13 protein-coding genes are annotated in these 12,362 nt (G+C 72.5%); 5 read left to right on the forward strand and 8 right to left on the reverse strand.

Annotated elements, in window-relative coordinates:
- Window positions 1–92: 92 nt before the first annotated feature.
- From ABFX46_RS00980 to ABFX46_RS01005, 6 genes are all read right to left on the reverse strand, one after another.
- Window positions 93–446: a hypothetical protein gene (locus ABFX46_RS00980; protein ID WP_346039416.1), complete on the reverse strand. Its 354-nt coding sequence runs from the start codon at window positions 444–446 to the stop codon at window positions 93–95.
- 6 nt (window positions 447–452) lie between these two features.
- Window positions 453–1,172 carry an ABC transporter ATP-binding protein gene (locus tag ABFX46_RS00985; protein WP_346039417.1) on the reverse strand — a complete coding sequence of 240 codons (720 nt, stop codon included), beginning with the start codon at window positions 1,170–1,172 and terminating at the stop codon, window positions 453–455.
- Entirely contained in the window at window positions 1,165–1,917 is a 753-nt protein-coding gene (locus ABFX46_RS00990; RefSeq protein ID WP_346039418.1) for an ABC transporter ATP-binding protein, read from the reverse strand. The genes ABFX46_RS00985 and ABFX46_RS00990 overlap by 8 nt, the downstream gene beginning before the upstream one ends.
- Window positions 1,904–4,135: a branched-chain amino acid ABC transporter permease gene (locus ABFX46_RS00995; RefSeq protein ID WP_346039419.1), complete on the reverse strand. Its 2,232-nt coding sequence runs from the start codon at window positions 4,133–4,135 to the stop codon at window positions 1,904–1,906. Before ABFX46_RS00995 ends, ABFX46_RS00990 begins: the two co-directional genes overlap by 14 nt.
- A gap of 40 nt (window positions 4,136–4,175) precedes the next feature.
- The gene (locus ABFX46_RS01000; RefSeq protein ID WP_346039420.1) at window positions 4,176–5,588 is read right to left on the reverse strand and encodes a type 1 periplasmic-binding domain-containing protein; all 1,413 of its coding nucleotides are present in this window, start codon (window positions 5,586–5,588) and stop codon (window positions 4,176–4,178) included.
- 190 nt (window positions 5,589–5,778) lie between these two features.
- Window positions 5,779–6,540, reverse strand: a complete 762-nt coding sequence (locus tag ABFX46_RS01005; RefSeq protein WP_346039421.1) for an SDR family NAD(P)-dependent oxidoreductase — start codon at window positions 6,538–6,540, stop codon at window positions 5,779–5,781.
- Window positions 6,541–6,786: 246 nt separating this feature from the next.
- Between ABFX46_RS01005 and casG the strand changes: the two genes are divergently transcribed.
- The 4 genes from casG (at window position 6,787) to ABFX46_RS01025 (ending at window position 9,368) form a co-directional block, all read left to right on the forward strand.
- Window positions 6,787–8,388: a steroid-24-oyl-CoA synthetase gene (gene casG, locus ABFX46_RS01010; RefSeq protein WP_346039422.1), complete on the forward strand. Its 1,602-nt coding sequence runs from the start codon at window positions 6,787–6,789 to the stop codon at window positions 8,386–8,388.
- A 73-nt stretch (window positions 8,389–8,461) separates the two neighbouring features.
- Window positions 8,462–8,968: a DUF4240 domain-containing protein gene (locus ABFX46_RS01015; protein ID WP_346039423.1), complete on the forward strand. Its 507-nt coding sequence runs from the start codon at window positions 8,462–8,464 to the stop codon at window positions 8,966–8,968.
- An 84-nt stretch (window positions 8,969–9,052) separates the two neighbouring features.
- Window positions 9,053–9,181 (forward strand): hypothetical protein, encoded by a 129-nt coding sequence (locus tag ABFX46_RS01020; RefSeq protein WP_346039424.1) that lies wholly within the window; start codon window positions 9,053–9,055, stop codon window positions 9,179–9,181.
- A 31-nt stretch (window positions 9,182–9,212) separates the two neighbouring features.
- Entirely contained in the window at window positions 9,213–9,368 is a 156-nt protein-coding gene (locus ABFX46_RS01025) for a hypothetical protein (RefSeq protein ID WP_346039425.1), read from the forward strand.
- 12 nt (window positions 9,369–9,380) lie between these two features.
- On the opposite strand, the gene ABFX46_RS01030 is transcribed toward ABFX46_RS01025, so the two are convergent.
- A complete protein-coding gene (locus tag ABFX46_RS01030) occupies window positions 9,381–10,277 on the reverse strand; it encodes a LysR family transcriptional regulator (protein ID WP_346039426.1) in 897 nt (298 codons plus the stop codon).
- Window positions 10,278–10,348: 71 nt separating this feature from the next.
- Between ABFX46_RS01030 and ABFX46_RS01035 the strand changes: the two genes are divergently transcribed.
- Complete coding sequence (locus ABFX46_RS01035; RefSeq protein WP_346039427.1) at window positions 10,349–11,368, forward strand: YeiH family protein; 1,020 nt, start codon at window positions 10,349–10,351, stop codon at window positions 11,366–11,368.
- Between the two features lie 21 nt (window positions 11,369–11,389).
- Here the strand turns inward: ABFX46_RS01035 and ABFX46_RS01040 are convergent, their stop codons facing one another.
- Window positions 11,390–12,343: an ArsR/SmtB family transcription factor gene (locus ABFX46_RS01040; RefSeq protein ID WP_346039428.1), complete on the reverse strand. Its 954-nt coding sequence runs from the start codon at window positions 12,341–12,343 to the stop codon at window positions 11,390–11,392.
- Between the last annotated feature and the right edge of the window lie 19 nt (window positions 12,344–12,362).

Below are 12,362 nucleotides of genomic sequence, written 5' to 3' on the forward strand. Positions count from 1 at the left end.
GGAGCATCGACCTCCGCCGCGTCGTTGATCTGCGGCGTGTTGTTGTTATGAGGCGGCTCATAACAACAACACGCCGCAGGTCAACGCGGGGGTTAGGCGTCGGGGCGGAGGGCGGCGGCTATCTGGTCCGCTTGGGCCTGCTGCTCTAGGAGCTGGCGTAGGAGCCATAGGCGCAGGACGCGGGTCACCGCTGCCGCCAGGTACAGGGCCGCGCCCAGGACGGTCACCGCCAGGAAACCGACGGCGAGGGTCTGCAGGGAGCCGACGTCCCGCATGTCGTCCTTGGTGAGCGAGACGTTGTAGGCGATGAAGACGCCGACGACGCCGGCGACCATCGCGATGGCGCCGACGATGCGCAGCACCCCGTCGAAGCGGGACTGGTCGGTCTTCAGCCTCTGGTTCGCCACGTCGTCCTTGAACCGCTGGCGTCGTTCCTCAGTGAGCATGGTGGGTCAACCTCCCAGGTAGTCGCTGGACAGCCGGTCTTCGATCTCGGCGGGCGGGCCGGCCGCCACCACGCGCCCGTGCAGCATCAGCGCGGCGGTGTCGGCGATGGGCAGGACGGCGCGGGCGAACTGCTCGGCCACCAGCACCGACAGGCCGCCCGCGACCAGCTCGGCGACCGTCTCGTACATCCGGGTGACGATCATGGGCGCGAGGCCCATGGACAGCTCGTCGAGCAGCAGCACCGCCGGGTCGGTGCCGAGCGCGCGCGACAGCGCGAGCATCTGCTGCTCGCCGCCGGACATGGATCCGGCTAGCTGGTCGCGGCGCTCGCCGAGGCGGGGGAAGCGGGCGTAGGCCTTCTCCTCCAGTTCCTCCCGCTTCGCTCCGGTTCCGGTGGCGGCCCACAGGTTCTCCCGGACCGTCAGGTTCGGGAAGATCCCGCGGCCCTCGGGGATCGAGCACACGCCGAGGCGGGCCGCGTCCTGCGCGGAGATGCCGTTGACCGTGCGGCCCGCGAAGCGCAGCTCGCCGCCGGTCGGGGGGTGCAGGCCCGCGCACACGCGCATCGTGGTCGACTTGCCGCCGCCGTTCGGGCCGAGCAGCGCCAGCAGCGACCCCGGCTTCAGCGCCAGGTCGACGCCGTGCAGGACCTCGATCGCGCCGTAGCCGGCGCGGACGCCCACCAGCTCGAGCAGCGGCTCGGCCGCCGCCTCCGGGTCACTCATGGGACGCCTCCTCCGTGCCGATGTAGGCGGCGATGACCTCGGGCGACTCCTTGATCTCCGCCGGCGTTCCGGACGCGATCAGCGCGCCGTAGTCGAGGACGTGGATGGTCGAGCACAGCTTCATCACGAGCGGCAGGTCGTGCTCGACCAGGCAGATCGCGAGGCCCCCGGCGGCGAGGCCGGTGAGCATCTCCGCGAACGCCTCGGTCTCGCGCTCGGTCTGGCCGGACGCGGGCTCGTCCAGCAGCAGGACGCGCGGTGAGGTCATCAGCGCGCGCGCCACCTCCACGACGCGGGCCCGCCCGATCGGGACGTCGGACACGTCGCGGCCGGCGACGTCGGTGAGCCCGGTCCGTTCGAGGATCTCGTCGGTCTCCTCGTCGAGGTCGAAGCGCTTGCGGCTGTGGCTGCGCAGGATGTCGCCCGCCACGCGCACGTTGTCGCGCACCGACAGCGACAGGAACAGCTCCAGCCGCTGGAACGTGCGCGCCATGCCGCGCCGCGCGCGCTTGGCCGGGGACAGCCCGGTGATGTCGTCGCCGTCCAGGAGCACCTGGCCGGACGCGGGCTTCTGCAAGCCGGTGATGGTGTTGAACATCGTCGTCTTGCCGGCGCCGTTCGGTCCGATCAGCCCGGTGATCCGGCCTTCGCCCACGGTGAGGCCGACGTTGTCGACGGCGGTGTTGCCGCCGAACCGGACGGTGATGCCCTTCGTCTCCAGAAGCGGAGTCTCAAGCAGTGGCACGTGAACCTCCCTTCTCCAGGACGGCGGGCAGGCCGAGTTCGCGGTCGAGGCGGGCGCGGTGTTCGTCGGTGTAGGGCTCGTCCACGCCGATCAGCTCCAGCGGGGTCGGGCGGTCGCGCCGCCCCTCGTCCAGGTACATGCGGCCGAAGACGGGCAGCAGCATGACCGCGCAGAGGGCGATGAGGGCGAACGTCCACGTCCCGATCACGCCGGTCAGCGCGAGGACGTAGAGGACGGCACCGAGCGCCGCCGCCCCGTACAGGACGGGCCTGGCGTTCCGGATCGCCCGGTAGCCCTCGATGAGGTCGTGGACGAAGCCGCTCGGGTTGCGGCCGACGCCCATCCCGACCAGGGCCGTCCCGACCAGGACGAGGTGGCCGAGCGCGTTGTAGATCGTCGCCATGCCCTCGTTGTCGAGCGCCAGGTCGCTGAACGTGGACACGAGGACCGCCGACCCGACGCCCGCCATCAGCCCGCCGACGAGCGCGCCGCTGAGGTAGCCGATGCCGGCGACCACGACGAGCATCAGCAGCGCGAGGCTGCCGATGAACGTGAAGTTCTCCTGCGCGACGGTCCCGGTCGCGGCCGACATCAGCACGCCGCCGAGGCCCGCGATCGCCGCGGAGATCATGAAGACGCTCAGCTTCAGCCGGACCAGGTTCTGGCCGAGCATCGCCGACGCCGCCGGGCTGTCCTTCATCGCGGCGAGCCGCCGCCCGTACCCGCTGTTGCGCAGCGCGGCGAGCCCGACGGCGATCAGCGCGAACAGGACCGTGGCCGTCATCAGCGACGTCGTCCCGTCCCGCAGGTCGAGCGGACCGACCTTCAGCGGCGGGACGACCAGCGACCCGTCCGGGAACAGGGTGAACCCCACCCCGAACAGCTCGTGCCGGGTGGTGTCGCGCAGCACCATGTTCGACAGGAACTCGCCGAACGCCATCGTCGCGAGGGCCAGGTAGAGGCCGCGGAGCCGCAGCGCCGGCAGCGCGACGAGCCCGCCGACGACCGCCGCCGCGGCGACGGCGAGCAGCACGCCCTGGATGTTCATCCGCGCGTCCAGTCCGGTGCCGACCACCCCGGCGTGGAACGCCACGACGGTCGCGACGGCGCCGAACGCCAGCGGGGCGAGGTTCAGCTCGCCCGCGTAGCCGGTGAGGACGGTCAGCGACAGCGCGATGATCGCGAACGTCATGCCGAGCGAGAACGTGGTGATCGCGCCGTCCGACAGCAGCAGGCTGTAGAGGTAGACGACCGCGACGAGCACGAGGCCCCACACGGCCGCGCCCCGGACGGTCGGCACCCGGTACCGCTCGCGGGTCCGGATCGCGGCCCCGCGCAGCCGGTCCTGGGGCAGCACCACCAGCACCACGAACAGCAGGATCATCGGCAGCGAGACGCGCAGGTTGCCGGTGAACGTGCCCGCCGACGGCAGGTAGGCGAGCACGTAGTTGGCGGCGAGGCCGAGCACCATCGCGCCGGCGAACGTGCGGGGGATGCTGCGCAGCCGGCCGAACATCGCCGCCGCGAACGCGTCGATGACCAGCAGCGTCAGCATGTTCGCGTCCAGGCCGCCGCCGCTGATCGGCACGATCAGCACGCCGGCGAGGACGGCGAGGGTGGAGCCGAGCGCCCACGACAGCATCGCGGCGCGCTCGGGGTCGTGGCCGTTCAGGCGCAGCAGGTCCGGGTCGTCGACCGAGCCGCGCATGACGACGCCGATCCGGCTGCGGGTGAACAGCACCCGCAGCCCGGCGGCGATCGCGACGGCCGCGACCAGGCAGACGATCTCGTGGTACCGGACGACCACACCGGCCACGGTGATCTTGGCGCCCGCACCGAAGAACATGTCGACGGTGTGGGCCTCGTCCGGATTCCAGATCCACTGCGCGAGGTAGACGGTGCCGAGCAGCACCGCCACCGTCACGATGATCTTCGTGACGTCGGCGGTGCCGCGCAGGCCCTTCATGATGGCGGCGTGCAGCGCGGCGCCCATCGCGGGGCCGACGAGGCCGATCACGATGATCAGCGCGAGCCACACCGGCCAGCCCCACCGCTCGGTGAAGTGCCAGTACAGGAACGTGCCGAACATCGCCTGCGCACCGTGCGCGAAATTGAAGATTCCCGAGGTGTTGTACGTCAGTACGAGCCCCGAGGCCGCGATGGAGTACACCGAGCCCAGGACGAGACCCAGGATGGTGTAGGTCAAAAACGTCGTCACTTGCTCACCGCCATGTGGTCACCGCCTCCGCCGGGTCGGATCAGGAGGACTGGGGCTTGATGACGTCGTCGGTCAGGAACTTCGTCGAGATCCGGTCGTCGTCGAGCTTCACGCCCGAGGCCTTCGGGTCGGTCTTGACGACGAACTCGGGGCCGCACTCGAACTCGCCGACGTTCTTCGGGTAGACCTGCTCGTACTTGGTCTTGTTGAGCTTGACCATGAGCGAGCAGGACGCCGGCTTGTTGTTGCCGGGGTCGGTCGGCGCGTGCAGGCCGCCGCCCGTCCACTCGTGCACCTTCGACAGCTCGTTGATCACGCACTGCCGGGTGAGGTCGGAGCCGCACTTCTGCGCGGACTGCGCCCACAGCAGGAACGCCGAGGTGGCCTGCATGCCGAGCAGCGCGACCTTGCCCTGCTTGCCGTTCACGATGTCGATGTACTGCTTGACCGCCGGGACCTTCCCGGCGTTCTCCAGCGGCTGGAAGATCATGCCGACGTGCAGGTTGTCGCCCGCGCCCGCGGTGTTCCACTTGGACACCATCGTGCTGTACCAGGTCGCCTCGAAGACGTACTTCGGCTTGGCGCCGGCGCGCTCGATCGACTCCAGCAGGCTGAACTGGCCGGGGTCGGGCGAGTCGGACGACCACAGGTAGCCCGCGCCGCACTTCTTGATCTTCTCGGCGAACGGCATGTAGCTGCTCTCGCCCTTGTCGTTCAGCCGGACGCCGCACTCCAGCGGCGTGATGCCGATCTCCTTCATGGCGCCGGCGATCTTGCCGGTGCCGGTGCTGACGGCCGGGGAGGTCGACAGCAGGATGTCGGTCTTGTCCTTGAAGTCGGGGAACAGCTTCTCGGCGAGGCGGAGCCCGCCGATGTTCATCATGTCCACCGGGTACGGGACGGACTCGTACTTCATCGGGCCCATCGCGGCGTTCGGGCCGACGGTGAAGCCGGCGACCGTCGGGAGCTTGCAGGCGACCCGGTACTGCTCGGCGGCCTCGTCCATCGCGAAGCCCTGGCCGACGAGCATGAAGTCCTGCTTGCAGGACTCCTGCATCACCTTCGCCGACTGCATGTAGGCGGCGTCGTACTGGTTGCCCTTGATCTTGCGCCCGTTGATGCCGCCCTGCTGGTTGCACCAGTCGATCATCGCGGCGACGGCGTCGCCCATCTCCTTGGACAGGCCCGGCGCGGAGGCGAAGCCGCGGTCGTCGCCGAAGCCGATGGTGATGGCGTCGTCGGTGACGCCCTGGTCGGTCTTGCCCTTGGCGTCGCCGGGGCCGCACGGGGACGCCAGCGTCCCGAACGTCTTGCTCGACGCGGCGGCGCCGCCGTTCGAGCCGGTGCCCTCGGACACGCCGTCCGTGCCCGAACGCTCGCTGGAACAGGACGCGGTGACGAGCGCCACCGCGAGGGCGCCCGCTGCGAGGCGTCCGATCTTGTCGACCTTCATAGGTCGTACTCCTTTCACCGGCCGCAGGGCGGCAAGTGGTGTTTCGGGCAGGCGGGGGACGGGGTTCGTGGGTGCGGGCGACCCACCCGGCGGCCCTCTGGTACGCCGGATGCGGGTGTCGCCGCGTGTCGGCCGCGCGCTGCCGGCGCCGGTTCACGGCCGGTGATGGCAGGCGGGGGTGGAGCGGTGGTCAGCCGAAGTTGGCCTGGCCTCCGTCGAGCGGGATGGTCGCCCCGGTGAGGTAGCGCATCGCCGGCTGGACGAGCGCGACCACGGCCTTGCCGATGTCGTCCTCGCAGTCGCCGATGTAGCCGAGCGGGATCGTCTTGCGGAACTCCTCGGCCGCCTCGGGGTTGTTCTCCGCCCACCACTTCAGCCCCGGGGACAGGGCGTGCGGGGCGATGTTGTTGGCGCGGATGCCGTCCGGCCCCCACTCGGCCGCGGCCGTCCGGGTCAGCGACCGGAGGGCCTGCTTGGCGGCGGCGTAGGCGCCGTAGGTGGCCGGGTCCCAGCGGACCATGGCGGAGGTGACCAGGTTGACGATGCTGCCGCCGCCCCGCGCCTTCATGTGCGGGTGGCACGCCCTCATGAACGCGAACGCCGCGAACGGGCCGGTGACGAAGCCCTTCTGGAACTTGGCGTCGCTCATCTCCAGCAGCGGGCCGTAGGAGCCCGAGTAGGCGTTGTTGACGAGGACGTCGATGCCGCCGAACGTCTCGGCGACCCGCTCCACCACGCCGGGGATCGCCGCGGTGTCGGCGACGTCGCACGCGAACGGCTCGGCCTTCGCGCCGCGCTCCCGGATCAGCTCGCACGTCGCGTCGAGCTTGGCCGGCGTGCGGCCGAGCACCGCGACGGCGGCGCCCTCGGACGCCAGCGCGAGCGCGATGCCCTGCCCGACGCCCTGTCCCGCTCCCGTGACGATCGCGACCTTGTCGCTGAGGCTTGCCATTGGTTCTCCGCTCAGTCCTGCTTGCGCGCCCAGCCCGGTCCGCCAGGTCATGCCTGGTCAGTCCGGTCTGCTCAGTCCTGGTGCGGTCATGGTGATGTGACGCGGCGCACGTAAAAGGTCCAGTCCCGCTCAGCGGGAATGAGTTCGGCGTGGAACGGTCCGTGACCGTCCCGCTGAGCGGAATGCCCTGGTGGCGCCGGTGTGCCGCAGCACACAATGGGCCGTTCCGGCGAGGAGGAGGGTCCGATGGAGATGATCGCGAAGCTGACCGGTCCCGGCGGCGAGTTCGAGCTGCGGGAGGACGACGTGCTCGGCGCGCGGCTGCCGGTGTTCGCGAACCGGGCCCGCAGCCTCGGCGAGGTGCTCGTCCGCTCGGCGGCCCACGGCGATCGGGACTACCTCGTCACCGCGTCCCGCCGGCTGTCGTTCGCCGAGCACGCCGCCGCCGTCGCGTCCATGGCGAAGGCGCTGCGGGACGACCTCGGCGTCCGGCCCGGCGACCGCATCGCGATCAACGCCGCGAACAGCCCCGAGTGGATCATCTCGTTCTGGGCGGCGATCGCCGCCGGCGCCGTCGCGGTCGGCTACAACGCCTGGTGGACGCCGCAGGAGATCGAGTACGCGCTCGGCCACACCGACCCGAAGATCGTGATCGCCGACGCGAAGCGGGCCGCGCTGATCTCCGAGGACGTGCTGACGATCGAGAAGGACGTCCCGTCGCTGACCTCCCGCTACCCCGGCGCGGAGCTGGACGTCCCGGACGTCGCCGAGGACGACCCCGCGGTCATCCTGTACACGAGCGGCACGTCGGGCCGCCCGAAGGGCGCCGTCCACTCGCACCGGAACCTCACCTCGGTGATCGAGTACCACCGGTACAACGACGCCGTCATGGGCGCGTTCGGCATCGACGCCTCCTCCCGCCGGTACCTGCTCGCGCTGCCGCTGTTCCACATCGCGTCCCTGCACAACCTGGCCGTCCCGCGCCTCGCCACCGGGACCGCCGTGGTCATCCACATGGGCGGCTTCGACGTGGACAAGGTGCTGAGCCTGGTCGAGAAGGAGAAGGTGACGAACTGGGGCGCCGTCCCCACGATGGCGCACCGCATGATGGAGCACGGCGACCTGTCGAAGTACGACCTGTCGTCGCTGACCGCGTTCGCGCTGGCCTCCGCGCCGTCCTCGCCAGCGTTCAAGGAGCGCCTGCAGTCGGTGTTCCCGCCGGCGCGCGGCGCCCTCGTCGACAGCTACGGCCTGACCGAGTCGTGCACCGCCATCTCCGTCGCCACCCCGATGGACCTCGCCGAGGCGCCGGGGACGCTCGGCGCCCCGAACCTCGGCGTCCAGGTGGAGATCCGCGACCCCGAGGGCAAGCCGGTCCCGGACGGCACCGAGGGCGAGGTGTGCGCCCGCAGCGCCTACAACATGGTCGGCTACTGGCGCGACCCGGAGGCCACCGCCGCGAGCATCGACGCGGACCGCTGGCTGCGCACCGGCGACATCGGCATGATCGACAACGGCCGGCTGCGGCTCACCACCCGCCGCTCCGACCTGATCATCCGCGGCGGCGAGAACGTCTACCCGACGGAGATCGAGAACGTCCTCGCCGAGTACCCGGGGATCTCGGAGTGCATCGTGATCGGCGTCCCGCACCCCGACCTCGGCCAGGAGGTCGCGGCGGTCGCCGTGTTCGCCGGCGATCCCCCGTCGCCCGAGGAGCTCGCGGCCTTCGCGAAGGAGCGGCTCGCCTACTTCAAGGTCCCGTCCCGCTGGCACATCACGGCCGACCCGCTCCCCCGCAACGCGACCGGGAAGGTGCTGCGCAAGCAGGTCGAGGACTCGGTGTCCTGACCCCGGCGGGCCGCCGGATCGTCGGAGGCGCCTGGTTGGCTGCCCGACGTCGGCCCGAGGACGAGAGGCAGCCGTGAACGACGAGCGTTTCTGGGATCTGATCGAGGCGGCCTGGGCGCCGCTGGGCGACGAGGCCGCGCGGGCGCGGCACGCGCTCGCCACCCGCGACCCCGAGGTCGCCGGCTACGACCTGCCGGCGTTCACCGTGGTGGAGAAGGGCCTCGACGCGTTCATCGGCAACCTCCGCGGGCTCGCCCGCGACCTCGGCCCGGCGGAGCTGACCGACCTCGACCGGGTCGCGGAGCGCATGCTCCACGACATCGACCGCTCCGACGTCCACGCCGTGACCGACGGCTCCGACGACGGCTTCCTGTACGCGCGCGGGTTCATCGTGGCGCTCGGGCGCGAGTTCTACGCGGCGGTGTCCGCCGACCCGCGCATGGCCGTCGAGGACGCCGGCTGCGAGTCGATGTGCTACCTGTTCGCCCACCTGCACCACGAGCGGTTCGGCGCGTTCCCGGACACCGGCTCCGGCATCTCCCGCGAGTCGTGCACGAACCCGGCCGGCTGGCGGTCCTGACGGCGCCGGGGCCGCGCGCCCGCCGACCAGATCATGGCAGAACGACCTGACATGGGCGGTGCGGGCTCCTTAAGATCGTCCGCCATGACGCAGCCGATCACGCCGTGCCCGTCCTGCGGTGCGGAGCGGATCCGCGCCGACCTCGCCGCCGGCTACGGCCTCGCCGCGCGCCGCCTGCACGACGACGCCCAGGAGCTCCTCCACCTGGGGTGACCTCCGCGGCCCGGCCGGAGAGACTGACGGGGTGTCGAGGGACGAGGTACTGCGGCGGGCCGAGCGTGACCAGCGGGCCAGGGAGTCGGCCGTCGGAGCCGAGGGGCGGCTGACGCTCTGGCAGGGGCCGCGCTGCTTCTGGACCGACCGCCGCACCACCCGGTGGCTCGCGCGCCGCGCCGGGTGATCCATCGGGGGGTCACGGGCGGTGGGCGTGGGTGAGGAGGGCGGCGGCGGGGCCGGACGGGGTCGTGCCGGTCCGCCAGACGGCGCGCAGGGAACGTTCCAGCGTCACGCCGTCGATGGGGATCTCGGCGAGGGCGCCGGTGGCCAGGTCGGCGGCGACGACGAGCTCGCTGATCAGCGCGGGGCCCGCGCCGGCGACGACGGCGGTGCGCACGGCGGTGCCCGAGCCGAGCTCCAGCAGCGGCGGGACGAGGTCCAGCCCGTGCGCGGACATCGCCTGCAGGGCCGCCTGCCGCGTCCCCGAGCCCGCCTCGCGGCTGATCAGCGGGGTGGCGGCGACCTCGGCGGCCGGGACGGGGCGCCTCCGGCGCGTCCAGCGGTGGCCGGGCGGCGCGACGAGGACGAGCCGGTCCCGCGCGACGGTCCGAGACCGGAGCCCGGCGGGGCGGCCCGGCGACTCGATGAACCCGATGTCGACCTCGCCCTGCCGCGCCAGCTCGCAGACGTGCGCGGAGTTCGTCACCTGCATGCCGACGTGCAGGTCGGGGTCGGCGCGGCGCAGCTCCCCGATCCAGGCGGGCAGCAGGTGCTCGGCGACGGTGAGGCTGGCGGCGACGGTGAGGTGGCCGGTGTGCTCGCGGCGGAGCGCCTCGACGCCGTCCGCGAGCGCGTTCAGGGCGTCCAGGACGCGCTGCGCCCAGCCGGTCACCAGCGTCCCGGCGGGGGTGAGGGACGAGCCCCGGCGGGTCCGGTCGACGAGCCGGACGCCGAGCCGGCGCTCCAGCCGGGACAGCCGCTTGCTCGCGGACGGCTGGCTGATCCGCAGCTCCCCGGCGGCGGCCGTCAGGCTGCCCCGCTCGGCGACCAGGACGAGCAGCCGCAGCGAGTCGATGTCGGGGTGAGGGGTCATGCCCTCAGGCTATGACGTGAGGCCGAAACGGCCGGTACCGGGCGTGCGGGGCGGGCGGAAGCCTCGGATGCATGAGCACTCTGGACGCGGTCCGCCCCGAGCGGGCGAGGTCATGGTGGGAGCGGACGGGGCCCGGCCTCGCGGTGGCGGCGGGCGGCGCGGGCGCGGCGATGGCGGTCAACCGGCTCGTCCCGGCGGTGAGCGCGCTGACCGTCGCGGTGCTCATCGGGGTCGTGGTCGGCGGGGCGCTGCCCGCGGTGACGGCGGACGGCCTCCAGTGGGCGACCCGCACCCTCCTGCGCGCCGGCGTCGTCCTCCTCGGGCTCCAGCTCAGCCTCACCGAGGTGGTGCGGCTCGGGCCCGGCATGCTCGCGGTCGTCGCGGCCACCGTCGTGCTGGCGTTCGCGGGGACGCTCGGGCTGGCCCGGCTCACCGGGGTGCCGCGCGGCCTGGGGCTGATGGTCGCGACCGGGTTCTCCATCTGCGGGGCCTCGGCGATCGTGGCCATGGACAGCGTCGCCCGCGCCCGGAAGGAGGACGTCGCGACCGCCGTCACGCTGGTGACGATCTACGGAAGCGCCGCGATCGCCGTCGTCTCGTTCCTGGGCGGCCGCGTGCTCGGGCTGGATCCGGAGACGCTCGGCATGTGGGCGGGGCTGAGCGTCCACGAGGTCGCCCAGGTGGTGGCCGCCGCGTCCCCCGCCGGGGCGGCGGCCGTCGGCACCGCCGTGATCGTGAAGCTGACCCGGGTGGTGCTGCTCGCGCCGATGGTGGCGGGGATGGGCGTGGTCGAGCGCCGGGCGGGCGGGGCGACCGGCGGGAAGCGTCCGCCGATCGTGCCGCCGTTCGTGGCCGGGTTCCTGGTGATGCTGCTGCTGCGCAGCGCGGGCGCCGTGCCCGGCCCGGTCCTCGCGGGGGCGAAGGAGGTCTCGACGGTGCTGCTGGCGGCGGCGATGTTCGGGCTGGGGACGTCCGTCCGCGTCCGCTCCCTGCTGCGGACGGGACGGCGCGGCCTCCTCCTCGGCCTGCTCTCGACGGCGCTCGTCGGCGCGGTCTCCCTGGCGGCGCTCAGCCTGCTCGGGCACCGGTGAGGACCTTCGGGCGGCCTCGGTCTAGCGTCCTGATACGAGTTGGTCGCCGAGGGGGCTTCGGCGGTACAGGACGTGCCGGCCGTCCCGGGCGCGGGTGAGCAGGCCCGCGTCGTGCAGGACCCGCAGGTGCTGCGAGACGGCGCTGGGGGTCACCTTCAGGCGGCGCGCGAGTTCGACCGTGGGCAGCGGCTCGTCGAGGACGGTCAGCAGCTCGGCGCGGCGCGTGCCGAGCAGCGCCGACAGGGCGGTGGCGCCGGGGGCCGGCGCCGGCGTCCACAGGGTGGCGACGCCGCGGCAGGGATAGGACAGGCCGGGCGGCTCGTCCGGGTGGACGGGCGGGGCGGGCTTGTGGGCGAACACCGCCGGCATGAGGAGCAGGCCGCGTCCGGACGCCGCCACGTGGTGCCGTCCGATCATCTTGTCGATGGAGAGCACCCCGTCCCGCCAGGTCAGGTTCGGGTGCATGTCGGCGAACAGCAGGCGGGCGCCGCCCACGGCGAGCTGCCGCGCCCGGTAGGTCATGTCGGCCTCCAGGACCAGCCGCATCTGCGGCCACACCGGTTCGAGCGCCGTCCGCCAGTAGCGCAGCAGCACGTCGCAGGCGTCGTCGCGGAGCCTCGCGGCCGAGGCGCCGTCCGGGGGCGTCGCCTTGACGAGCGCGGCCTCCATGTCCCTGCGGACCGTCTCCGGAGGCGTCCGGCGGACGAGGGCCAGCTGGTCCTCGAAACGCGGCGCGAAGGTCGTGGGGCGCGGCGACAGGAAGTCCGGGACGGCCAGCCTCGTCCCGACGAGGGAGGTCAGCAGGCGGACGTCGTCCGGGTCGAGCCGGGCGAGCACCGCGCGGCGCCAGGGCAGGTGCACCGTCTGCAGGCCGGGCTCGCGGAGGACGCGCAGGCTCAGGCACGCCTCGTTCACCGGTGACAGCGCGAACCGGGTGTCCGCGAGGTCTTCGACGCCGAGCTCGAAGCTGATCATTAAGCCCCACGCTACATCC

This window comes from Actinomadura chokoriensis (assembly GCF_039529475.1).
Classification (GTDB): domain Bacteria; phylum Actinomycetota; class Actinomycetes; order Streptosporangiales; family Streptosporangiaceae; genus Spirillospora; species Spirillospora bangladeshensis.

Excerpts from the sequence above, each read along its gene's own strand:
- ABFX46_RS00980 (WP_346039416.1), bottom strand. The coding sequence starts at position 446 with ATGCTCACTGAGGAACGACGCCAGCGGTTCAAGGACGACGTGGCGAAC.
- ABFX46_RS00985 (WP_346039417.1), bottom strand. The coding sequence starts at position 1,172 with ATGAGTGACCCGGAGGCGGCGGCCGAGCCGCTGCTCGAGCTGGTGGGC.
- ABFX46_RS01000 (WP_346039420.1), bottom strand. The coding sequence starts at position 5,588 with ATGAAGGTCGACAAGATCGGACGCCTCGCAGCGGGCGCCCTCGCGGTG.
- ABFX46_RS01005 (WP_346039421.1), bottom strand. The coding sequence starts at position 6,540 with ATGGCAAGCCTCAGCGACAAGGTCGCGATCGTCACGGGAGCGGGACAG.
- casG (WP_346039422.1), top strand. The coding sequence starts at position 6,787 with ATGGAGATGATCGCGAAGCTGACCGGTCCCGGCGGCGAGTTCGAGCTG.
- ABFX46_RS01020 (WP_346039424.1), top strand. The coding sequence starts at position 9,053 with ATGACGCAGCCGATCACGCCGTGCCCGTCCTGCGGTGCGGAGCGGATC.
- ABFX46_RS01030 (WP_346039426.1), bottom strand. The coding sequence starts at position 10,277 with ATGACCCCTCACCCCGACATCGACTCGCTGCGGCTGCTCGTCCTGGTC.
- ABFX46_RS01035 (WP_346039427.1), top strand. The coding sequence starts at position 10,349 with ATGAGCACTCTGGACGCGGTCCGCCCCGAGCGGGCGAGGTCATGGTGG.
- ABFX46_RS01040 (WP_346039428.1), bottom strand. The coding sequence starts at position 12,343 with ATGATCAGCTTCGAGCTCGGCGTCGAAGACCTCGCGGACACCCGGTTC.